We start from the raw sequence: 22,943 nt of genomic DNA, 5'->3' as shown, positions 1-22,943 counted from the left end.
CTACGCTGCCACCAGCCTCAGTCTCGTGATTTCCGCCGGTGCGCCGATGCGTTTCGGCGGGCCCCAGTAACCGGTGCCGCGGCTGACGTAAATCCACAAGCGCCCTTGCCGGTGCAGGCCCGCCACATACGGCTGCTGCAGCGGCACGAACAGATTCCAGGGCCAGAATTGTCCGCCGTGCGTATGGCCCGACAATTGCAGGTCGTAGCCGGCCGCTTCGGCCTCGGGCGCGCTGCGTGGTTGGTGCGCCAGCAGGATGCGGGGGATATCGGCGGGCGCGCCGGCGATGGCCGCTTGCGGGTCGCTTGCCTGGGCCGGGTCGAAACTGGCCGCGTTGAAATCGGTGACGCCGGCCAGCGCCAGGCGCGCGCCGTCGTGTTCGAGCACCGTGTGCTCGTTCATCAGTACGCGCAAGCCCAGGCGGCGGAATTCCGCCACCCACGGCGCGGCGCCCGAATAGTATTCGTGGTTGCCCGTCACGAGGAAGACGCCATGGCGCGCACGCAGCTCGCCCAGCGGCGCCGTATGGCTGCCCAGCTGCGCCACCGTGCCATCGACCACGTCGCCCGTGATGGCGACGATGTCGGCCCGCAGGCCGTTGGCGCGCGCGACAATGGCTTCCACGTAGGCGCGCTTGATGGTGGCGCCCACGTGGATGTCGCTCAGCTGCACGATGGTCAAGCCCTGCAAGGCGGCCGGCAGGCCGGCGATGGGCACGTCGACCTCGCGCACGCGCGCTACCCTGCGGGCGTTGAGGTAGCCGACGGCGGTGGCCAGCAGTGCCAAGAGCAGGACAAGCACGGCGGACGCCTGCGCGTGCTGGCGGGCGGCGGGAATCAGCAGGGTGAGTTCGCGCAGCACGGTGAGCACGAACAGCGAGGAAAAAAAGCCCATGCACAGCGAGCCGGCCCAGCTCAAGCGGTCGGCCAGGCGCCCATCGTTGGTGACGGCGCGGGCGAAGATGGTCATCGGCATGAGCATGGTCGAGGCCAGCAAGACGGCGCCGCCCAGCAGCCAGCCGGCCAGGCCGACGGGCAGGGCAGGCAGCAGCAGCCAGCCCAGCAGGGCGTGCAGGGCGCCCAGTATCATGGTGATGCGCAGCAGCGGCGTGCGGGTTTTCATGGCGTGATTCCAGTGGTGGGGCGGCCGCCGATTATAGCGGACGCCCTGGCAACACGCAGCCGCCACCGCGCTCACGGTGCGATATGCAATCCCAGCATGGCCAGCTTGCCAAAATCGACGGGCTTGGCGAAGTGTTCGTTGAAACCCGAAGCCAGGGCTGCCTGCCGGTCGTGTTCCTGGCCATAGCCGGTCAGCGCCACGAGCAGGAATTGCTGCGGTATCGGCAGCTGGCGCATTTTGACGGCCACGTCGTAGCCGCTCATGTCGGGCAGGCCGATGTCGAGAAAGACGATGTCGGGCTTGAATTCCAGGGTGCGCTCGGTTGCTTGCGTGCCCGTGTAGGCCGTGCGCACCGTGTGGCCGTACATTTCCAGCAATTCGGCCAGGGTGTCGGCCGCGTCGCAGTTGTCGTCGACGACGAGGATGCGCTGGCTGCCGCCGGCGGCCGTCTCCGGCGCTGGCGCGGCCGGCTGCGGCAGGTTGGCGTCGAGCGGCAGGATGACTTCGAAGGTGCTGCCCAGTCCCACGCCGGGGCTGTGCACGCTGACCTGGCCGCCGTGCAAGGTCACCAGATTGCGCACCAGCGACAGGCCGATGCCCAGGCCGTCCTGCACCCGGTCGGGCGAGTGGCCGCTTTGCTCGAACAGGCCGAAGATGCTGTCGATACTGGCGGCGGCGATGCCGATGCCGTTGTCGCTGAGGCGGATGCGCACATTGTCGCCTTCGCGCACGGCGGTGATGGCGATGCGCCCGCCCGGCGCCGTGAACTTGGCCGCGTTGAGCAGCAGGTTGGCGACGATCTGCGACAGGCGCACGGCGTCGCCGCAGACCCACAGTTCTTCCTTGGGCAGGTTCACGTCCAGCGCATGGCCGCGCGCTTCGACGCTGTGCGAGCTCGTTTCCAGCGCGCTGCGGATGACGCTGGCCAGGCTCACGCTTTCCCATTGCAGCGAGATTTTGCCCTGCGAGATGCGCGACACGTCGAGCAGGTCGTCCACCAGACGCACCAGGTGGTCCGTGTGGCGGCCGATGGTGCGGCGTGCGTTGTCCTGCACGGCCGGCACGACGGGGTCGAGCTTGCACAGCAGGGCCAGCGCCGTGCGGATGGGGCCCAGCGGATTGCGCAATTCGTGCGCCAGGGTGGCCAGGAATTCATCCTTGCGGCGGTCCACGTCGCGCAGCGCGCGCTCGACCCGTCCCAGGCGCAGCAGCGCCTTGACGTTGGCGATCAGTTCATCGGCCTCGATCGGCTCGACCAGGTAATTGTCGGCGCCGCCATCAAGGGCGCGGATCTTGTCGGCCGTGCCGATGCAGGAAGCGGACGTTTGCAGCACCAGGATGGTGTTCGTCTCGGCGCCGCCCTTCAGCTGGCGGCACACTTCCAGGCCGTTGATGTCGGGCAGCTTGACGTCGAGGAGGATCAGGTTGGGGCGGTCCTGGCGGGCGCGCAGCAGCGCGTCGCCGCCGTTCGACGCTTCGATGACCTTGAAGCCGGCGCGTTTGAGGATGCGCGATTTGGCGTAGCGTGCGCCGTCGCTGTCATCGACGTTCAGGATCAGAGCATCGCTGTTGTTATCCGGTAGCATGCGCATTGTCCCATGTGGTTGTGCCTTGCGGCGGAGCCGGCTCTTGCCGGTGATGTGTATTGCCGATCAGCGCGCGCAGGGTCGCCAGCAATTGCTGGCGCGACAGCGGCTTGATGTAGTAGGCCTCGGCGCCCAGGGCCAGGCCCTTGCGCACGTCGTCGATCTCGGTGGCGACGATGACGGGCACCTGGCGCCGCAGCGGGTCGTTTTTCAGCTCGGCCAGCCAGTGCCAGGCCGTTTCGCCGTGCAGCATAATGTCGAGGATGACGGCGGCGGGGCGCTGCTGTTCCCAGCGCTCCTGTGCTTCGCGCACGCTGCGCGCGGGAACGACGCGAAACTCGCTGCCGGCCAAAAATTTTTCATACAGCAGGCGCACGGGCGGATTGTCTTCCACCACCAGCACGGCGACGCGCTGGTCGTTGCCATTGTCGTTGGCCGGCGCGCATGGCGGCAGGCTGCCTTCGGGCGCATGGTAGCTGGTGGGCAGGACGACGGAAAACAGCGAACCGTGGCCCGGTGTGCTTTCCACGGACACCGTGCCATTGAGCAGGGTGGCCAGGTTGCGGCACAGGGGCAGGCCCAGGCCCGTGCCCTTGACCTTGCGCTGCATGTGGTTTTCCACCTGGCTGAATTCCTCGAAGATCAGCTGCACGTCTTCGGCATCGATGCCCAGGCCCGTGTCGGAGACGGAAAAGCGGATGGCGTCCTGCTCCGGCAAGGGCGTGGCGCTGACGACGATGGCGCCGGCCTCGGTAAATTTCAGAGCGTTGGAGATGAAGTTGCGCAGGATTTGCGACAGCTTGCCTTCATCCGTATGGATGTGCAGCGCCGGGTCGGGGTCGATGAAGGTCAGGGTGAGCGATTCGGACACCAGCAGCGGGCGCAGCATGCCGCGCAGGGCGCTGAACAGATCAGCGACTTGAAAATTGTTGGCGTGCACGTCGACCTTGCCCGCTTCGATCTTGGCCAGGTCCAGCAGGTCGTTCACCAGGTCGCTCAGGCTGACGGCGCTTTGCAGGATGAACATCACCTGCTTTTCCTGTTCCTCCGACAGCTCGCCGTCGATGCGGTCGAGCAGCAGCTTGGACAGGGCGCGGATGGAGCTGAGCGGGGTGCGGAATTCATGGCTCATGTTCGACAGGAAGCGCGATTTCATCTGGTCGGCGCGGCGCAGGTGGTCGGCTTTTTCGTCGAGTTCCGCGAACAGCGCCACCACGCCGCGGTTGGTGTCTTCCAGTTCGCGCGTCAGCTGCAGCAGGTCGTCCTGGCGCGTCTTCAGTTCGGCCAGGGTGGTCAAAAGCTCGCGGTTCTGCTGCTGCACTTCGGACAGCGTGATATCCGAAGGCAGCGCCTGCAGGCTGCCGGACAGCGTGCCGATCATGCTCCCGTCGAGCAGGCGCGCGTCGCGCGGGAACAGTTTGTGCAGCGTGATCTGCGTGCCTTCGCCGGGCGTGCTGTGGATATGGCAGCGGTCCATCAGGCGCTGGGCGCCCAGGATGCCCAGGCCCATGCCCGTCGGAGAGCGGTAGGTGCCGGCCAGTATCTTGTCTAGCTGCGCGATGCCGGGGCCCTGGTCCTCGATGCGGATGCTGAGCACCTGCGGCGCCGTCTGGCCGTCGATGGCGAAATGCACCTTGCCGCTGCCGGCGTAGTTGTAGACGTTGCGCGCCAGTTCCGACACAGCCGTGGCGATGCGCACCTGGTCCTGCACGCCGAAGCCGCACAGGGCGGCGATCTGCCGCGCGCGCTGGCGAGCGCCCACCACATCGAGTTCGCTGCCGATATGGGCCGTCAATATGCGTTGCGTCATGTTGTTTCGCTCCTTTCCGCGGTGACGGCCTGGCATTCCTCATGTTCGCGCAGCACCACCACCGTGACGTCGTCGCGCCCGCGCGCAAAATCGCGGTACAGCACGGCGGCGACGAGGCTGGGGTGGCATTGCGCCAGGCCCGGATACTGTTCCAGGTCCCAGCGCGTGTGCAAGCCGTCCGAGTGCATGATCAAGGTTGCACCCTGTTGCCATGGATAGCAGAACTCCTGCACCTTGCGCAGGTTGCTGCCGACGATGCCGTTATGCGACAGCAGATGCCGGCGCTGCTGCGCATCGAAGGCGCAGGCGGCGATATTGCCCACGCCCGCATAGCGCAATTCGCGGCGCGCGCTGTCGATATGCGCCACGGCCATGGCCGCGCCGCGCGTCGTGCGCAGGGCGCCGTGGGCCAGTTCGATGAAGGGCGCGGGCAGGGGCGGCAAGCCGGGCGTGTCGGTTTCCAGCAGGGCGCTGGCGCGTTCCGAGGCGCGCGCCGCCAACGGGCCGTGGCCCAGGCCATCGGCCACCATCAGGCTCAGTTCATGGCCTTCGCAGACCACATTCCAGGCGTCGCCGCACACCTGTTCCGACGCCAGCGGCAGGCACACGGCGCCGATGCGCCAGTTCGGATGGGCGGGGATGGCGCTGCTGGCGTGCTGCCCCCAGACCACCACCATCAGCACCGCGCCCTTGCCGGGCGCCGTGTACAGGTCGAATTCCTGGCCCAGGCGGCGTATCGCGCCCAGCCCCACGCCGTAGGTGCCCGTGGTGGAATGGCCATCCTGCATGTGCTGGCGTACATTGGCCATGCCGGGGCCATTGTCGATGGCCAGTACTTCGATGCCGCTGGTGCCGCCGCGCAGCACCTTGCGCAGCAGGATTTCGCCGCGCTGCGCGTGCTTGACGATGTTGGTCGCCGCTTCGCTGATGATGATGGCCAGCTGGCCCGTGCGCACGTCGTCGAAGCCGATGCGGCGCGCCAGCTCGTTGCCGGCGCGGCGGGCCGCGGCGATCTCGCTCGGTTCGCCGATGGGAAAACTTCTTTGCCTGAGAATGTCAGGCTGTGGTTCCTGGTGGTTCAAAACAGCTTCCATTTCGCGATGGTGACGGTGGTGCCCGCGCCGGGCGCCGTGTCGATGTGAAATGCGTCGGCAAGGCGCTTGGCGCCGCCCAGCCCCAGTCCCAGCCCGCCGCCGCTGGTGTAGCCATCGGTCAGCGCCAGGGGAATATCGTCGATGCCCGGTCCCGCATCGACAAAGCGCAGCTCCAGTCCCTGCCGCGCGCCATCGCAGACGCGCGCGATGCGCGCTTCGCCGCCGCCGCCGTAGCGCAGGGTGTTGCGCGCCAGCTCGCTGGCCGCCGTGATGATCTTGGTCTGTTCGATCAGGCCAAACCCCATGGCGACCATGCTGTCGCGCACCTGCTTGCGCAGCCGCACGACGTCTTCGTCGCTGTGCAGGGGCAGGATCTGCTGCGTCTGCGGCCCTCCCGCCTGCGTCCGCTCCTGTGCCTGCGCGCCTAGCATGGCGCCCCCGTCATGCGCATGCGCCGCCCCGTTCCAGCATCTTGATGCCCAGCTCCACGTTGAGCGCCGTGCTCACGCCTTCCAGGGTCAGCCCCAGTTCCACCAGGGTGATGGCGACGGCTGGCTGCATGCCGACGACGACGGTGCGCGCGTCGAGGATTTTCGCCATCGCCGCCGTGTTGCTGATCATGCGGCCGATGAAGGAGTCGACGATGTCGAGCGCGGAAATGTCGATCAGCACGCCCGTGGCACGGTCCGTCACGATGCGGGTGGTCAGGTCGTCCTGCAAGGTCATCGCCAGGCGGTCGTGCATGTCCACCTGTATCGTCACCAGCAGCAGACGGCCCATGCGTAAAATGGGGATTCTTTCCATAGGCTCCTCAGTGTGCTTGCTGCTGGTAGCTGATGCTGGAGCCCGTGCGTTTCAGGGCCACGACGAAGGCGTCGGCCAAAGTGGCCTTGGTCATCACGTCTTCCAGGTTGACGCCCAGGTGCACGATCGTTTGCGCGATCTGCGGGCGGATGCCGCTGATAATGCAGTCGGCGCCCATCAGGCGCGCGGCGGCGATGGTTTTCAGCAGGTGCTGCGCCACCAGGGTGTCGACGGTCGGCACGCCCGTGATGTCGATGATGGCGATCAGGGCGCCCGTATCGACGATCTTTTGCAGCAGGCTTTCCATCACCACCTGCGTGCGTGCGCTGTCGAGGGTGCCGATCAGGGGCAGGGCCAGCACGTTTTGCCACAGTTGCACGACGGGCGTGGACAGTTCCAGCAATTCCTGCTGCTGGCGCAGAATCACCTGTTCGCGCGCCTTCTGGTAGATGGCGACGGTCAGCAGGCCCAGCTCGTCGAACAGTTTGCTGGTGCTGACGATGGCATCGCCCAGCTGCTCCGGCTGCGCCGTGATCGCCTTGCGCAGGTAGCCGAACAGCGGTTCCTTGAGGGCGAACATGAAGCTGGCCGTGTCGATCGGCGAATAGCCCTGGCGCACGCGCGACTGCGATATTTCCGCGATCAGCTGGCGCGTATCGTCCCAGGCGCCGCCTTCGATGTCGAACGAGTCGCCGCTTTCCAGCGCGCCCGCCAGCAGCGGCAGCAATTGCGATGCCTGCTGGCGCAGCTCGTTTTCCGCGATCTTGTCGCGCCGCACGAGGCGGGCGATCAGGCCGGCCATCCAGCCATCCAGCAGTTCCGTGTGGTGTTCGTTGATGATGCCGGCCAGTTGCTGCGCCTGGCCCGTGCCCGTTTTGTTTTTCATGCTCATCCTTGGCTTGAGTGGAGGGTGCGGCACGGCCGCAAACGGGCCCGCGCTGTGATGAGCAAATTATAGGCAGGCATCGCGGAAGCTTGTGTTCTGTGCCGCACATAGTGGCACATGTCGATTTACATTCCTCCAGGAAACGTTGAAGCTTTAAAGATGCATGTAATTTGCATGTTTATGCCAATTCCGCTACACTGGCTACACTCAACAAGAGAAAAACGCCATGAATATCGACAAATTCAAACAGCAGCATCTGGCCATCCTGGCCGCCATCGACGACTTGCGCCAGCTGGCGCGCGGCGGTGTGGCCGCGCAGGCGCAGGCCATTGCCGAACAGATCATCGCTATGAGCGGCTTGATCAAGCTGCACCTGGCCGTCGAGCAGCGCTACCTGTATCCGGCCGCGCAAGCGTCCGGCGTGGCCAAGGTGGCCCAGCTGGGGCGCCAGTACGAAAACGAGATGCACGGCATCGCCGGCGCCTATCTCGATTTCGCCGGCCGCTGGAATACGCCCGTGCGCCTGGAAGCCGAACCGGAAGCCTTCCGCAGCGAAGCCAATACCGTGCTGCACGCGCTGTTCCAGCGCATGCGCCGCGAAGACCATGAGTTATATCCAGCTGTAGAGACGCTGGCCTGAGACCGCTTACCCATATCCACACAGGAGTTTTACATGCTGACCCAAGAACAACGCGCCATCATCACGGCCACCGTGCCCATCCTCGAGCAGGGTGGCGAAGCGCTGACGCGCCACTTCTACAAGAATCTGTTCCGCGACCATCCGGAAGTGCTGCCGTACTTTAACCAGGCGCACCAGCACAGCGGCGACCAGCAGCGCGCGCTGGCCAATGGCGTGCTGATGTATGCCAAGCATATCGATCAACTGGATGCGCTGGGTGACCTGGTGGCCACCATCGTCAACAAGCACGTGGCCCTGCAAATTCGCGCCGAGCACTATCCGCTGGTCGGTGCCAGCCTGCTGCAAGCGATCCGCGAAGTGCTGGGCGCAGAGGTGGCCAGCGATGCCGTCATCGACGCCTGGGGCGCGGCCTACGGCCAGCTGGCCGACATCCTGGCCGGCGAAGAAGGGCGCATCTACAAGGCGCAGGCGGCCGCGCCCGGCGGCTGGAGCGGCGCGCGCGACTTTACCGTGCGCAGCAAGACGGTGGAAAGCGGCGAGATCACGTCCTTCCTGCTGGCGCCCGCCGATGGCCAGGCCGTGCTGGATTTTGCGCCCGGCCAGTACATCGGCGTGCTGGCCACCGTCGATGGCGTGCCCATGCGCCGCCAATACTCGCTGTCGGCCGCCAGCAATGGCCAGACGTACCGCATCAGCGTCAAGCGCGAAGCGGGCGGCAAGGTGTCGAACCATTTCCACGACCACGTGCAGGCGGGCGACACTGTGCAGCTGACGCCGCCATCGGGCGACTTCGTGCTGAAAGACAGCGACAAGCCGCTGGTGCTGATCAGCGGCGGCGTGGGCATCACGCCGACCTTGGCCATGCTGACGGCGGCCCTGCGCGGCAAGCGTCCCGTGCACTTCATCCACGCGGCGCGCAACCACGGCGTGCATGCGTTTCGCGCGCAGATCGACGAGCTGGCCGCGCAGCACCCGCAGTTGCAGCGCTATTACTGCTATGCGGAACATGGTGGCGAGCACGATGCGCCGGATGCCGTCGGCTTGCTGAATAAAGAGCAGCTGAAAAACTGGCTGCCAGCCTCGCGTGACGTCGACGCCTATTTCCTGGGACCGCAGCCGTTCATGCGGGCCGTCAAGCAATACTTGCGCGAACTGGGCGTGCCGGAACAGCAGACGCACCATGAATTCTTCGGACCGGCTGCCGCCTTGAACTGATTTTTCTGCCTGCCTTGTGTTGTCCCCGCGAGAAAAAACGCTGCCGTAAGGGGCGGGTAAGCCTCGCGCTGTACTGTGAATCCAAGCTCGCACAAAAGAGCACGCTTTTACATAACAGGAGGCAACACAATGCATGACGATCTGGTTCAAAAAATCAAGAGCGACCCCAGCTATCATCAGCTGGTCAAGGTGCGTTCCCGCTTCGGCTGGGCGCTGACGGGCCTGATGATGCTCGTGTACTACGGCTACATCCTGCTCATCGCCTTCAACAAGGAATTCCTGGCCACGAAAACGGGCGCCGGCGTGATGACCTGGGGCATGCCGATCGGCCTGTTCGTCATCGTGTTTACCGTGCTCGTCACCGGCATCTATGTGCGCCGCGCCAACAAGCAATTCGACGACCTGAGCAACGCCATCCAGGCACGGGTGCAGGCATGAGCGCCGCCAAGCATGCGCTGCGCGGCGTGTCCTGTCTGAGCGTCCTGGCCTTGCTGGGTGCCAGCAATGCCGCGTTTGCGGCCGGTGCCGACCTCGGCCAGGCAGTCAAGCAACCGACCAACTGGACGGCGATCATCATGTTCGCCGCCTTCGTCATCTTCACCTTGTTCGTCACCAAGTGGGCGGCCGCGAAGACCAAGTCGGCTTCCGATTTCTACACGGCCGGCGGCGGCATCACGGGCTTCCAGAACGGCCTGGCCATCGCGGGCGACTATATGTCGGCCGCATCGTTCCTCGGCATTTCCGCCGCCGTCTTTTTGAACGGCTACGATGGCCTGATCTATGCCATCGGCTTTCTCGTCGGCTGGCCCATCATCACCTTTTTGATGGCCGAGCGCTTGCGCAATCTGGGCCGCTACACGTTTGCCGACGTGGCCGCCTACCGCTTCAAGCAGGCGCCGATCCGCATCTTTTCCGCGTCCGGCACGCTCGTCGTGGTGGCGTTTTACCTGATCGCGCAGATGGTGGGCGCGGGCCAGCTGATCAAGCTGCTGTTCGGCCTCGAATACTGGATCGCCGTCGTCCTTGTCGGTACCTTGATGATGATCTACGTGCTGTTCGGCGGCATGACGGCCACCACCTGGGTACAGATCATCAAGGCCGTGATGCTGCTGGGCGGCGCCACCTTCATGGCCGTTGCCGTGCTGGCGCAATTCAACTTCAGCCCGGAAGCGCTGTTCGCCAAGTCGGTCGACGTGCACGCCACCAAGGAAGCCATCATGGGCCCTGGTTCCTTCATCAAGGACCCGATCTCGGCCATCTCGTTCGGCATGGCGCTGATGTTCGGCACGGCCGGTTTGCCGCACATTTTGATGCGTTTCTTCACGGTGCCGAGCGCCAAGGAAGCGCGCAAATCCGTGTTCTGGGCCACCACCTGGATCGCCTATTTCTACATCCTGACCTTCATCATCGGCTTTGGCGCCATCGTGCTGGTGAGCACCAATCCCGAGTTCAAGGATGCGGCCGGCAAGCTGCTGGGCGGTAACAACATGGCGGCCGTGCACCTGGCCAAGGCCGTGGGCGGCAACGTCTTCCTCGGCTTCATGTCGGCGGTCGCGTTTGCCACGATTCTGGCCGTCGTGGCGGGCTTGACCCTGTCGGGCGCGTCGGCCGTGTCGCACGATCTGTATGCCACCGTCATCAAGAAGGGCAAGGCCACGGGCGCCAACGAATTGAAAGTGTCGCGCGTGACGACGATCGTGCTGGGCATCATCGCCGTGGTCCTCGGCATCGCCTTTGAAAAGCAGAACATCGCCTTCATGGTCTCGCTGGCATTCGCCATTGCCGCCTCGGCCAACTTCCCCGTACTGTTCATGTCGGTGCTGTGGAAGGATTGCACGACGCGGGGCGCCACCATCGGCGGCTTCCTCGGCTTAACCACGGCCGTCGCGCTGACGGTGGTGTCGAAGTCCGTGTGGGTCGACGTGCTCGGCCATGGCGAAGCGCTGTTTCCTTACGCCTCGCCGGCGCTGTTCTCGATGACGGCCGGCTTTGTCGGCATCTGGCTGTTCTCGGTGCTCGACAAGAGCCCGCGCGCGCGCATCGACCGCGCCGGCTACGAAGCGCAGCAAATGCGTTCGGAGACGGGCATCGGCGCGGCAGGCGCCAGCGCGCATTGATGTTTTAAATAGTCTCTGCAGGAAACAATGCCCGGTTCGCCGGGCATTGTTGTTTTTGGCGCGCCTACTTTGCCACGCGCAGGGGAATCACGCCGGCCGCCAGCGCGGGGGCGCCCGGCGTCGCTTCGAGTATCGACGCCAGGGTCACCGTGTCGAGCACGGCCAGGAAGGCGGCCGTTGCCTGGCCCAGCTTGGCTTTCAGCAGGCAATCGGGTGTCAGCGGGCAGGTATTGTTTTCCTTGTTAAAACATTCCGCCATGAAAAAATCGTTTTCCGTCTCGCGCACGACGGTGCCGATATTGATCTCGGCCGGATCGCGCGCCAGGCGCAGGCCGCCATTGCGCCCACGCACCGTTTCCACGATGCCGGACAGGCCCAGCTGGTGCACCACCTTCATCAAATGATTTTTCGAGATGGCATGCAGGTCGGCGATGTCCTGGATGGTGACGAGGCGGTCGCGGTGCACGCCCAGGTACATCAGGGTGCGCAGGGTGTAGTCGGTATAGGCAGTCAGTCGCATGGGAGTAGAGAGTAAACACCCGACAAAGCTACTGCGCGTCGCGATTTGCGGCCTGCGATGCTCACTGTGCATCCGCACAGCTGCGCATCTCGGCCACAACTCTCATCCGCTCGCTACGTTTTTGTCAGGTGTGTGAAAGATGTGGATTACATCCTTGTTTCATCCGCAGCATACAGGAGAGCGCCGGCCGTGTGTGTTGCGCCGTCACTTTTCCGCCTCGAAAGACAAAAGTTGATTGCCTTTCGCTTAAATGCGTAGTAAATTTTCATATTGTTGCCCTGGCAAACAGCTTGCAAGCCCTTGTTTACCCTTTGAGTAGGATTTTTTTTGATGGAAATCAAGAGGATGGTGAAGCAATAAGGTAAATTTACTACAAATTCGACGATGGGCGTTTCCCGGGCCGGGAAGCGCGAACTACGCAATCTGTGCGGTGCCGCCGTGGCCGCCCCAGGAAATACATACCATGCAAATGAATGAAGTGAAAGACGAGCTGCTGAGCAGCGATATCCGCCAGCTGGGCCGTCTGCTGGGCGACGCCATCCGCAACCATCTGGGCGACCCCGCCTTCGAGCGCATCGAACATGTGCGCCAGCTGGCCATCCGTTTCCGCCGCGACAATGATGAAGCGGCGCGCGCGCAGCTGTCGGACGCGCTGCAAGCGCTGTCGCAGGAAGAAACCACGCAATTGACGCGCGCTTTCAGCTATTTCTCGCTGCTGGCCAATATTGCGGAAGACCAGCATCACATCCGCCGCACGCGCGCCCACTTGATCGCCGGCTCGCCGCCGCGCCAGGGTAGCCTCAGCCATGCCGTCGGCAATGTGTTTGACGCGGGCAAGGCAGATGCATTGGAAACCTTCTTTGAAGATGCGTTCGTCAGCCCCGTCTTCACGGCGCATCCGACGGAAGTGCAGCGCAAGAGCATCCAGAATTGCCAGATGGCCATCGCCCGCCTGTTGAGCGAGCGCGACCGCGTGCAGATGACACCGGAAGAGGCGGAACAGAACGAAGAAGCGCTGGGCCGCGGCATCGTGACCCTTTGGCAGACGCGTTTGCTGCGTACGAGCAAGCTGTCCGTCATGGATGAAGTGGCCAATGGCCTGTCGTTCTACGACCACACGATCTTGCGCGAATTGCCGAAACTGTATTCTTCGCTGGAAACCATGCTGGCCCAGCGCGATGCCCGTTGGGAAGATGCGGAATTACCGAATTTCATGAAGGTCGGCAGCTGGATAGGCGGCGACCGCGACGGCAACCCGTTCGTCACGGCCGACATCCTGCGCAGCACCCTGCAAACGCAGGCCGACAAGGTGCTCGACTTTTACCTCGGCGAATTGCGCAAGCTCGCTTCGCAACTGTCGCTGGCGCAAATACTGAACGCCTGCAGCGAGCCGCTGCGCGCGCTGGCCGAACGCTCGGCCGATGCCTCGCCGCACCGCGTGGACGAGCCATACCGCCGCGCCCTGCACGGCATCCATGCGCGCCTGGAAAACACGCGCGTGGTTCTTTCCGGCAAGGGCAAGCAAGCCGACGGCGTGCAGCCTTACGCCGCGGCTGCCGAACTGCTGGCCGACCTGGACGTGGTCCAGCATTCGCTTGTCAGCAATGGCTTGCGCGCACTGGCACGGGGCCGCTTGCGCCAGCTGCGCCGCGCCGTCAAGGTCTTCGGCTTTTCTCTGGCGCCGCTCGACTTGCGCCAGAATTCCGACGTGCATGAGCGTGTCGTGGGCGAACTGTTCGCGGGCGCCCAGCCGGGCCTCGTCTACCTGGACCTCGACGAAGAGCAGCGCATCAGCTTGCTGCTGGCCGAGCTGGAGTCGCCACGCCTGCTGACGTCGCCGTATGCGCAGTATTCGGAAGAAACGACTTCCGAACTCGACATCTTCCGCGCCGTGCGCGAAGCCCACGTCAAATACGGCCGTGAATCGGTGCCGAACTGCATCATCTCGAAGGCGGCCAGCGTGTCGGACTTGCTGGAAGTGGCCTTGCTGCTGAAAGAAGTGGGCTTGCTGCGCCAGGACAGCCGCGAAGCGGACGTCAACATCATCCCGCTGTTCGAAACGATCGACGACTTGCGCGCCGGCCCCGCCATCATGGCGCGCGCGTTCGGCTTGCCGTTCTACCGCGGCTTGCTCGAGTCGCGCGCGGACCAGCAGGAAGTCATGCTCGGCTATTCGGACAGCAACAAGGACGGCGGCTTTTTGACGTCCGGCTGGGAACTCTACAAGGCCGAGATCGAACTGGTGACCGTCTTCAAGGAGTATCAGATCAAGCTGCGCCTGTTCCACGGCCGCGGCGGTTCCGTGGGACGCGGCGGCGGACCCAGCTATGAAGCCATCCTGGCCCAGCCGGCCGGCGCCGTGCAGGGACAGATCCGGCTGACGGAGCAGGGTGAAGTCATCACGGCCAAGTATGCGAACCCGGAAGTGGGGCGCCGCAACCTGGAAGTGCTGGTGGCCGCCACCATCCAGTCGACCTTGCTGCCGCAGGCCCAGCTGCAGCCGAAGGCTTCGGCCGGTGCCGGCCATCTGGCCGCGATGGAAGAGCTGTCAGGCACTGCTCTGAACGCCTACCGCGACCTCGTGTACGGCACAGAAGGCTTCGAAAAGTATTTCTGGGAATCGACGGTGATTGCCGAGATTGCCGCGCTGAACATCGGCAGCCGTCCCGCTTCGCGCAAGAAATCCACGTCCATCGAGGATTTGCGCGCGATTCCGTGGGTCTTGAGCTGGGCGCAATGCCGTTTGATGCTGCCGGGTTGGTTCGGTTTCGGTTCCGCCGTGCAAGCCTACCTGGCCGCCCATCCCGCCGATGGCGCGGACGTGCTGCGCGGCATGTACACGGACTGGCCATTCTTCACGTCCTTGCTGTCGAACATGGATATGGTCCTGGCCAAGAGCGACATCGCCATTGCCGGCAAGTATGCGGAACTGGTCAAGGACAAGGCCTTGCGCGACGCCATCTTTACGCGCATCCGCGCCGAATACGCGGCCACGCTGGACGCCTTGAAGCTGATCACGGGCCAGGAAGAGTTACAGCAGGCCAATCCGCTGATGCAGCGTTCGATACGCAACCGTTTCCCGTATATCGACCCGCTCAATCACGTGCAGGTGGAGCTGTTGAAGCGCTTCCGTGAGGGCAAGCAGGATGCGGCGGCGCGCACGGGGATTCATTTGTCGATCAATGGTATCGCGGCAGGGTTGCGTAACAGCGGTTAATTTTTAGGGCAGAGCCGCCGAAAATCCGGGGTCAGACCCGCCGGGTCTGACCCCAGCAGTTGCACTTGGGTTGGCTTTATGAACTCAGCAGAAAACATCAAGGAGACAGCATGACCATCAAAGTTGCCATCAATGGCTATGGCCGCATCGGCCGCAACGTCTTGCGTGCATTTTATGAAGGCGGCAAGCAGCAGGATATCGAGATCGTCGCCATCAACGACCTGGGCGACGCCAAGTCGAATGCGCATTTGACGCGCTACGACACGGTGCACGGCAAGTTTCCCGGCGTCGTCACCATCGACGGCGACAATATGCTCGTCAATGGCGACCGCATCCGCGTCTTCGCGCAGCGCGACCCGGCCCTGATTCCGTGGGGCGAGCTCGGTGTCGACGTGGTGCTCGAATGCACGGGTTTCTTCACGACCAAGGAAAAAGCGTCGGCCCACCTGAAGGGTGGGGCAAAGAAAGTCATCATTTCCGCGCCGGGTGGCAAGGACGTGGACGCCACCATTGTGTTCGGCGTCAACCAGCACGTGCTGAAAGCCACGGACACGGTCATCTCGAATGCCTCGTGCACGACGAATTGCCTCGCGCCGCTGGTAAAACCGCTCAACGACGCCATCGGCATCGAATCGGGCTTGATGACCACCGTGCACGCCTACACGAATGACCAGGTGCTGTCCGACGTGATGCATGAGGACTTGCGCCGCGCCCGTTCGGCTACGCATTCGATGATTCCCACCAAGACGGGCGCGGCTGCCGCCGTCGGCCTGGTCTTGCCGGAACTCAATGGCAAGCTCGATGGTTTCGCCATCCGCGTGCCGACGATCAACGTCTCGCTGGTCGACCTGTCGTTTATCGCCAAGCGCGATACGACGGTGGAAGAGGTGAATGCCTTGCTGAAAACGGCGTCGGAAGGCGCGCTGAAGGGCATCCTGACGTACCAGACGGAACCGCTTGTTTCCATCGATTTCAACCACAACCCGGCCTCGTCGAATTTCGATTCGACCCTGACCAAGGTTTCGGGCCGCCTCGTGAAAGTGTCGTCGTGGTACGACAACGAGTGGGGCTTCTCGAACCGCATGCTCGACACGACGGTCGCCCTGATGGCGGCCAAGTAAGAACGTAGTACCGCTGATCCAGCGCACCAGGACGGCCGGCCCACAAGGCTGGCCCTTGTAGCAACTTATTTTAGAAAGCAGCAACCATGACCATGCAAGTACAGCAACGCGCCACCAAGATCGTTTCCACCATCGGCCCCGCTTCGAACGATATCGATACCCTCGTCCGCATGTTCAAGGCCGGCGTCGACGTCGTGCGCCTGAACTTTTCGCATGGCAAGGCGCAAGACCATATCGACCGCGCCCGCATGGTGCGCGAAGCGGCAGCCCTGTGCGGCCGCGAAGTGGCCATCATGGCCGACTTGCAAGGCCCGAAAATTCGCGTCGGCAAGTTTGAAGAAGGCAAGATTTTCCTGGAAAACGGCGCCAAGTTCATCCTCGACGCGAAATGGGGCGAGAACGGCGAACTGGGCAACATCGAGCGCTGCGGCCTCGACTACAAGGAATTGCCGCGCGACTTGCGCACGGCCGACGTGCTGCTGCTCAACGACGGCCTCATCGTGCTGACGGTCGACAAAGTCGTCGGCAGCGAAATCCACACCACCGTCAAGATCGGCGGCGAGTTGTCGAACAACAAGGGCATCAACCGCCAGGGCGGCGGCTTGTCGGCACCGGCCCTGACGGCGAAAGACATGGAAGACGTGAAAACGGCGATGAGTTTCCAGGCCGATTACGTGGCCGTGTCCTTTCCGAAAAACGCCACCGACATGGTCATGGCGCGCCAGCTGGCCAATATCGCCGGCGAAGCGTGGGACCACAAGCCGATGATGATCGCCAAGATCGAGCGCGCGGAAGCCATTCCTGCCTTGCAAGAAATTCTCGACGCGTCCGACGGCATCATGGTAGCCCGCGGCGACCTGGCCGTGGAAGTGGGCAATGCGGCCGTGCCGGCCTTGCAAAAGCGCATGATCAAGATGGCGCGCGCATCGAACAAGCTGGCGATCACGGCCACGCAGATGATGGAATCGATGATCGTCAACGCCGTGCCGACCCGCGCGGAAGTGTCCGACGTGGCGAATGCCGTGCTCGATGGCACGGATGCCGTCATGACGTCGGCGGAAACGGCGTCGGGCCGCTACCCGATCGAAACGGTGGAAGCGATGGCCGCCATCTGCCTGGACGCGGAAAAGTGGGATACCTGCAAGCTGGACGCCGATTTCCTCAACGCCACGTTCTCGCGCATCGACCAGTCGATCGCGTATGGCGCCCTGTTTACGGCCCACCATCTGCGCGTAAAGGCCATCGCCACTCTGACGGAATCGGGCTCCACGGCACTGTGGATGAGCCGCTGCAACATCGACATCCCCATCGTGGCGCTGACCCCGAGCGTGGGCACGCGCCGCAAGCTGGCCCTGTACCGCAACGTCAGTACCCTGGAACTGACGTCCGGCACGGACCGCGACAAGGTCTTGCAGCAGGCGGAAGATTTGCTGGTCGAACATAAAGTCGTGGCCAAGGGCGACACCGTCGTGCTGACCTGGGGCGAGCCGATGGGCAAGGTTGGCGGCACGAACGCGCTGAAAATCATGAAGATCGGCCAGCACTGATCGTATTACGACCCTATCCACCGCAATGGCAGATGCCCAATCTGCCATTGCGGTGGCCGCATTTCCGTGTCAGCATGGTTTTCCTGCCTTCCAGGGCGCCTCCGGAGTTCATGATGACCGAGTACCTGCCTGCCTTGATCTGGTCGCTGTCGGCCTTCGCCTGCCTCTTCATTGCCAAACGCCGCGCCTTACGAATAACGGCCATCCGTGCCATCCTGGTGACTTTCCTGGGGCCGTTTGCCATTCCCTTCGTGCTGGCTGCAAAGCCCGGGATGTACGGCTAAGCGTGTGGCCTGCGCGCATTCCTCTTTGCTATATTCAAACTTTTAGCTAGAGGAATGCCCATGAAGCGTAGCGCCACCTTGCTCCTGATGACTATTTTCCCCCTGTGCGCGGCCACGTTCGCTTCGGCGGCCGAGCCTGTGCAGCGCTTGCAACGCGCCACGGGGCTGTGGAAGGTGACGCCCGCCACCTCGCCATTTTCCTGGGAAATCTGCGTCGACCACGCGCGCGACCGCCTGATCGACGACGACCTGTGGTCCGGCTTCGAGCAGGAATGCAAGATCGAGTCGCAAAGCCGTCAGGGCGACAGCTACCAATTCGCGTCCAGCTGCCCGGACGCCAGGCTGGCCGGCACCTTCAAGGGAGACCTGGCCAAGGCATATACCCTGAGCGCCGACACCACCGTGCAAGTCAATGGCAAGAGCGAAGTGCAGCGCACGGAACTGGCTGCCGTGTTCCAGGGCGCTTGTCCGGCGGGGCTGGCGCCGGGCGCGAAGAAAATGCGCGGCGGCATGGTGATGAAGAGCTTGTATACCGACCGCTAGAAGAGCGCAGCCACGCTGAAACAACAGTTTCCTGGGATAGGCGGGCGCCGGCATTGACGCCGGAGGCAATGATTTGTGATAATGAGAATTATTATCAATTGGCCGCGCCTTGCCTTGCGCGCATCGGAGTCCCAGTGAACATTGCGCAGTCCAGCGAGTCGATAGCCGGTATCTACAGCCACCATCATGGCTGGCTGATGCGCTGGCTGCGCGCGAAGCTGCAGTGCGCCGACCATGCGGCCGACCTGGCGCACGACACCTTCGTGCGCCTGCTGATGGCGCCGCCCGAGAACCGGCAAACCTTGCGCGAACCGCGCGCCTACCTGACCACCGTGGCGCAGCGCCTGCTGATCGACCATTACCGGCGCCTGTCGCTGGAGCAGGCGTGGCTGGAAACGCTGGCGCAGCAACCTGAATTGCTGATGCAATCGCCGGAAGAGCGGCTGCTCGTGCGTGAAGCTCTGCAGCGCATTGATGCCATGCTCGACGGCTTGCCGCCGCTCGTGCGCAGCGCCTTCCTGCTGGCCCATGTCGACGGCCTCGGCTATGGGGAAATCGCCCGGCGCCTGGCCGTGAGCGAGCGCAGCATCAAGCGTTACATGGTGCAGGCGTTCGAGCGCTGCATCCTCTTGATCCTGTGAACGCCGCGATCGACCCACGCGCCGCCCGCGCTGCGGCGCAATGGCTGGTGAGCCTGCACGGCGGTGCTTTGACTCCGGACGAGCAACTGGCGTTCCAGGCCTGGCGCGCCAGCGATCCCGCGCACGAAACGGCGTGGCAGCGGGCCGAGCTGGTGTGCAGCACCCTGGCCAGCGTGCCGCCTGCATTGCGCCAGACGGCGGACGCGTTGCCGCAGTCACCGCAGCGGCGCGCCGTGCTTTACGGCCTGGCCGGGCTGATCGCGGCCGGACCTGTCCTGTGGCTGGCCAGCCAGTCGGCGCCGTGGCAAGCGTGGCGCGCCACCATCCGCACGGCCAGGGGCGAGATCCGCCACATGACATTACCCGACGGCACGCAACTGGTGCTCAATACGGACACGGCCATCGACGTCCACTTTGACCACGCAGCGCGGCAGGTCTTGCTGCATGCGGGGGAAATCCACGTCGCCACGGCGCACGACGCAGCCGTGCCCGCGCGCCCCTTCCTCGTGCGCAGCAGCAATGGCGCCGTGCGCGCGCTGGGCACGCACTTCAGCGTGCGCCACCTTGACAACATGCTGGCGCCACGCACGCAGGTGAGCGTCAGCGAGGGTGCCGTCGAAATCCAGCCCGGCGAAGCTCCTGGCGCCTTGTGCAGGATCGATGCGGGCCGGCAGGGCAGTTTCGATGACCGTGCCGTTTCTGCCTTGACGCCGCTGGCGCCGCATGCGGACGCTTGGCTGCGGGGCGTGCTGATTGCCGAACGCATGCCGCTGGGCGAGCTGCTGGAACAGGTGGCGCGCTATCGCTATGGGGTGCTGCGCTGCGATCCCGCGCTGGCGGCCATGCCCGTGGACGGCATCTTCCAGTTGAGCGACCCCGACAACATCCTGCTGTTGCTGCAGCGCTCCTTGCCGATCCGGCTGGCGTACCGCACGCGCTACTGGATCATTGTCGAGGCGGTTTGAGCTAGCCCGCAGGACTTAAGCCGACAGGCAATACCGGCTGGCCTTGTCGGCTTACGCGCGGCTGTGCCCCGCTAAGCCGACCTACGGTTTGTGCGGATATGAGCAGCTTGGTGTGCTTGTGTAGGTCGGCTTAGCCCGCAGGGCGTAAGCCGACAGGCAATGTGGGCTGGCCTTGTCGGCTTACGCGCGGCTGCGCCCCGCTAAGCCGACCTACGATGTTCCGCCAAGCCGACGCGCGCCGCTTATTTTGCATTTCCCCTGTCCCTTTTTCCGGATTGCTTCGTCATACAAGGTAGACAACGAACAATCCGAACCATCGAAAGGGTCCACATGGCTTTGCAGCACCGTAACTTTACAGCAGCACGCTTGACGCTCCATCCCACCACCGGCGCCGTGCGCGCCGCGCTGGTCCTGTTGCTTGCCGTGGGCGCGGCCGGCGCCAGCTTGCCGCAAACGGCGCAGGCCGCCGAGGTCAGCCGGGCCGCCACCGTGCGCGAGTACAACATTCCCGCCGGCAGCTTGCACGATGCCTTACCCGCGTTTGCCATCGCCGCCGGAATCAACCTGTCCACCCAGGGTGTGGCGCTCGACGGCTTGGTGACGCGGGGTTTGCAGGGGCGCCATGGCGTCACGGCCGGCCTGCAAAAACTGCTGCAGGGCAGCGGCCTGGAAGCGATAGACGGCGGCAATGGCAATTACCTGCTGCGCAAGATCAATGCCAACATGGCCGATGGCGGCCTGGCCAGCATGCCGGCCGTTGTCGTCAGCGCCGAGGCGGACCGCGCCACGGAAGGCACGGGTTTATACACGTCGAGGAATATGTCGACGGCCACGGGACTGAATTTGTCGCAGCGCCACACGCCGCAAACGGTCAGCGTCATTTCGCGCCAGCAAATGGAAGATTTCGATCTGACCACCTTGCAGGACGTGGCGCGCGCCACGCCTGGCATCTATGGCAAGACGCAAGGCGTGTCCGACCAGGAAACCACGTATTTCGCGCGCGGCTTTGCCTTGAGCCACGTCAACGTCGATGGCTTGCCGCTGGACGTCACGGGTTTCAATGAACGCAACGTCTCGGCCGACATGCTGATGTATGACAGGGTGGAAGTGGTGCGCGGCGCCACGGGCCTGATGGAAGGGGCGGGCGCGCCCTCGGGCAGCATCAACATGATACGCAAGCGGCCCACGGCCACGCCCTTGCTGAACGCCTCGGCACACCTGGGCAGCTGGAAGGACAAGCAATTGACGGTCGACGCCAGCAATGCCCTGAACGCATCGGGCAGCGTGCGGGGGCGGGTGGCGGCCAGCTGGCGCGACAGTGACAGCTTCGTCGATGTGGTCAACAACAAGAACAGCACCGTGTATGCGATCGTCGAGGCGGACTTGACGCCGTCGACCACGGCCGGTATCGGCTTTTCGCGCCAGCACAGCCGCACGGACGGCGTGTTTGTCGGCTTGCCGACCATGCTTGACGGCCGTCACATGGAATTGCCCCGCTCTACCTTCCTGAACAATGCCGACTCGTTCCAGAAGCGCGACAACAACGTCGTCTTCGCCGACCTGGAAACAAAGCTGGAGCAGGGCTGGCGCAGCCGCTTCGCCATCACGCGCATCGATGCCTCGTCCAGCACGCGCAACACCACCAACAGCCGCATCGATGGCGAAATATACAAGCTGAGCCAGTCGGAAACGGGTTGGAAGTACAACACGGAACAAGTCGTGGCCGACTGGCGCCTGAGCGGCCCCGTCACCTGGTTCGGCCGCAAGCACGACGTGATCGTCGGCGCCAGCTACCGCCACGACGATTCGGACGCGGGCCAGAGCTGGGAAGGCGCGGCCACGCGCGTGATCGATATCCGCCAGTGGAATCCCTACGCCTACCCGATGCGCGGCGCGCCGTTCGAGCCCTACAACTGGGGCCGCAAGACGGACGAGAAGGGTGTGTATGCGGCCGGCAACTTCAGCCTGGCCGATCCGCTGCGCCTGGTGCTGGGCGGGCGCTTTGGCTGGTATGCGCAGGATGTCACGGGCTGGTATGCCACCAATCCCGCCTGGCGCCGCGGCCTGACGGAAAATGCGAAATTCACGCCCTACGCGGGCCTCGTCTACGATGTGGACCGGCATCACTCCGTGTATGCGAGCGGCACGCAGATTTTCGAGCCGCAAAGTTCACTCGATGTGGGTGGCAACACCTTGCCGCCGTTGAGCGGCACCAACCTGGAGGTGGGCGTCAAGGGCGAGTATTTCGGCGGCCGGCTCAATGCCAGCGGCGCGCTGTTTCGCATCAAGCAGAATAATCGCGCCATGGCCGATGAGCTCAACTGTCCCACGGGCGGCGCCATCTACTGCGCCCGTGCGGCCGGGCAGGTGCGGAGCGAAGGCGTCGATCTGCAATTGTCGGGCTCGCCATTGCCGGGCTGGCAGATCGCGGGCGGCTACACCTATGTACTGGCCAAGTACACGCAGGACAGCGTGGCGGCGAATATCGGCCAGCGCATCGCCACGGACGAACCGAAGCAGCTGTTCAAGCTGATGACGAACGTACAGCTGGGTGGCAGCCTGGCGCAATGGAATGTGGGCGCCTCCGTCTATGCGCAGGACAAGATTGAGCGCCGCGACACGGCTTACCTGACGCGGCAGGGCGGCTACGCCATCGTCGGGCTGACGGCCGGCTACCGCATCAGCGAGCAGCTGCAGCTGCGCCTGAATATCGACAACGTACTCGACCGCCGCTACTACCAGGCGCTTGGCTATGCCTGGTCGGGCGGGCTGGAGCGTTACGGCGCGCCGCGCAGCGTGCTGCTGTCCTTGCACTACAAGATGTAGCCGTT

At 64.0% G+C, this 22,943-nt stretch carries 20 protein-coding genes; 12 read left to right on the top strand and 8 right to left on the bottom strand.

The features are described from left to right. The 7 genes from AC54AG_RS08240 to AC54AG_RS08210 form a co-directional block, all read right to left on the bottom strand. Complete coding sequence (locus AC54AG_RS08240) at positions 1-1,122, bottom strand: metallophosphoesterase (protein ID WP_496629991.1); 1,122 nt, start codon at positions 1,120-1,122, stop codon at positions 1-3. A gap of 71 nt (positions 1,123-1,193) precedes the next feature. Then, the gene (locus AC54AG_RS08235; protein ID WP_496629990.1) at positions 1,194-2,708 is read right to left on the bottom strand and encodes an ATP-binding response regulator; all 1,515 of its coding nucleotides are present in this window, start codon (positions 2,706-2,708) and stop codon (positions 1,194-1,196) included. Further along, positions 2,695-4,518: an ATP-binding protein gene (locus tag AC54AG_RS08230; protein ID WP_496629989.1), complete on the bottom strand. Its 1,824-nt coding sequence runs from the start codon at positions 4,516-4,518 to the stop codon at positions 2,695-2,697. Before AC54AG_RS08230 ends, AC54AG_RS08235 begins: the two co-directional genes overlap by 14 nt. Then, positions 4,515-5,600, bottom strand: a complete 1,086-nt coding sequence (locus AC54AG_RS08225; RefSeq protein ID WP_496629988.1) for an ATP-binding SpoIIE family protein phosphatase — start codon at positions 5,598-5,600, stop codon at positions 4,515-4,517. The genes AC54AG_RS08230 and AC54AG_RS08225 overlap by 4 nt, the downstream gene beginning before the upstream one ends. Continuing rightward, on the bottom strand, positions 5,597-6,043 hold the full coding sequence (locus AC54AG_RS08220; protein WP_051991706.1) for an ATP-binding protein: 447 nt from the start codon (positions 6,041-6,043) through the stop codon (positions 5,597-5,599). The genes AC54AG_RS08225 and AC54AG_RS08220 overlap by 4 nt, the downstream gene beginning before the upstream one ends. A 10-nt stretch (positions 6,044-6,053) precedes the next feature. Further along, entirely contained in the window at positions 6,054-6,416 is a 363-nt protein-coding gene (locus AC54AG_RS08215) for an STAS domain-containing protein (RefSeq protein ID WP_034755734.1), read from the bottom strand. A gap of 7 nt (positions 6,417-6,423) precedes the next feature. Continuing rightward, positions 6,424-7,302 carry an STAS domain-containing protein gene (locus AC54AG_RS08210; RefSeq protein ID WP_496629986.1) on the bottom strand — a complete coding sequence of 293 codons (879 nt, stop codon included), beginning with the start codon at positions 7,300-7,302 and terminating at the stop codon, positions 6,424-6,426. Between the two features lie 226 nt (positions 7,303-7,528). On the opposite strand from AC54AG_RS08210, the gene AC54AG_RS08205 reads away from it, so the two are divergent. The 4 genes from AC54AG_RS08205 (at position 7,529) to AC54AG_RS08190 (ending at position 11,274) form a co-directional block, all read left to right on the top strand. After that, positions 7,529-7,942: a hemerythrin domain-containing protein gene (locus AC54AG_RS08205; protein ID WP_070302663.1), complete on the top strand. Its 414-nt coding sequence runs from the start codon at positions 7,529-7,531 to the stop codon at positions 7,940-7,942. Between the two features lie 33 nt (positions 7,943-7,975). Beyond that, positions 7,976-9,157, top strand: a complete 1,182-nt coding sequence (hmpA, locus tag AC54AG_RS08200) for an NO-inducible flavohemoprotein (RefSeq protein ID WP_319991464.1) — start codon at positions 7,976-7,978, stop codon at positions 9,155-9,157. Positions 9,158-9,286: 129 nt separating this feature from the next. Next, complete coding sequence (locus tag AC54AG_RS08195; protein ID WP_034755744.1) at positions 9,287-9,595, top strand: DUF485 domain-containing protein; 309 nt, start codon at positions 9,287-9,289, stop codon at positions 9,593-9,595. Next, on the top strand, positions 9,592-11,274 hold the full coding sequence (locus AC54AG_RS08190; RefSeq protein ID WP_331776435.1) for a cation acetate symporter: 1,683 nt from the start codon (positions 9,592-9,594) through the stop codon (positions 11,272-11,274). Before AC54AG_RS08195 ends, AC54AG_RS08190 begins: the two co-directional genes overlap by 4 nt. Positions 11,275-11,338: 64 nt before the next feature. Here AC54AG_RS08190 and AC54AG_RS08185 read toward each other — a convergent pair whose 3' ends face one another. After that, the gene (locus tag AC54AG_RS08185) at positions 11,339-11,794 is read right to left on the bottom strand and encodes an RrF2 family transcriptional regulator (RefSeq protein ID WP_070291511.1); all 456 of its coding nucleotides are present in this window, start codon (positions 11,792-11,794) and stop codon (positions 11,339-11,341) included. A gap of 463 nt (positions 11,795-12,257) precedes the next feature. Between AC54AG_RS08185 and ppc the strand changes: the two genes are divergently transcribed. From ppc to AC54AG_RS08145, 8 genes are all read left to right on the top strand, one after another. Beyond that, positions 12,258-15,011, top strand: coding sequence for a phosphoenolpyruvate carboxylase (gene ppc, locus AC54AG_RS08180; protein ID WP_496629985.1), 2,754 nt, complete (start codon positions 12,258-12,260; stop codon positions 15,009-15,011). Between the two features lie 110 nt (positions 15,012-15,121). Next, the gene (gene gap, locus AC54AG_RS08175; RefSeq protein WP_092708981.1) at positions 15,122-16,132 is read left to right on the top strand and encodes a type I glyceraldehyde-3-phosphate dehydrogenase; all 1,011 of its coding nucleotides are present in this window, start codon (positions 15,122-15,124) and stop codon (positions 16,130-16,132) included. An 86-nt stretch (positions 16,133-16,218) separates the two neighbouring features. Further along, positions 16,219-17,679: a pyruvate kinase gene (gene pyk / locus AC54AG_RS08170; RefSeq protein ID WP_080698726.1), complete on the top strand. Its 1,461-nt coding sequence runs from the start codon at positions 16,219-16,221 to the stop codon at positions 17,677-17,679. Positions 17,680-17,792: 113 nt separating this feature from the next. Beyond that, positions 17,793-17,963 (top strand): hypothetical protein, encoded by a 171-nt coding sequence (locus AC54AG_RS08165; protein WP_496629983.1) that lies wholly within the window; start codon positions 17,793-17,795, stop codon positions 17,961-17,963. 60 nt (positions 17,964-18,023) lie between these two features. After that, positions 18,024-18,506, top strand: coding sequence for a DUF3617 domain-containing protein (locus tag AC54AG_RS08160; RefSeq protein ID WP_034755759.1), 483 nt, complete (start codon positions 18,024-18,026; stop codon positions 18,504-18,506). A gap of 68 nt (positions 18,507-18,574) precedes the next feature. After that, positions 18,575-19,147, top strand: a complete 573-nt coding sequence (locus tag AC54AG_RS08155; protein WP_496629981.1) for a sigma-70 family RNA polymerase sigma factor — start codon at positions 18,575-18,577, stop codon at positions 19,145-19,147. Further along, on the top strand, positions 19,144-20,112 hold the full coding sequence (locus AC54AG_RS08150) for a FecR domain-containing protein (RefSeq protein ID WP_496629980.1): 969 nt from the start codon (positions 19,144-19,146) through the stop codon (positions 20,110-20,112). The genes AC54AG_RS08155 and AC54AG_RS08150 overlap by 4 nt, the downstream gene beginning before the upstream one ends. A gap of 366 nt (positions 20,113-20,478) precedes the next feature. Next, positions 20,479-22,938, top strand: coding sequence for a TonB-dependent siderophore receptor (locus tag AC54AG_RS08145; RefSeq protein ID WP_496629979.1), 2,460 nt, complete (start codon positions 20,479-20,481; stop codon positions 22,936-22,938). Positions 22,939-22,943: the final 5 nt, after the last annotated feature.

It is taken from the genome of Janthinobacterium sp. BCJ23 (assembly GCF_059617945.1).
Note: the sequence above shows the minus strand (reverse complement) of the source record. Positions and strands in the feature narration are given on the sequence as shown.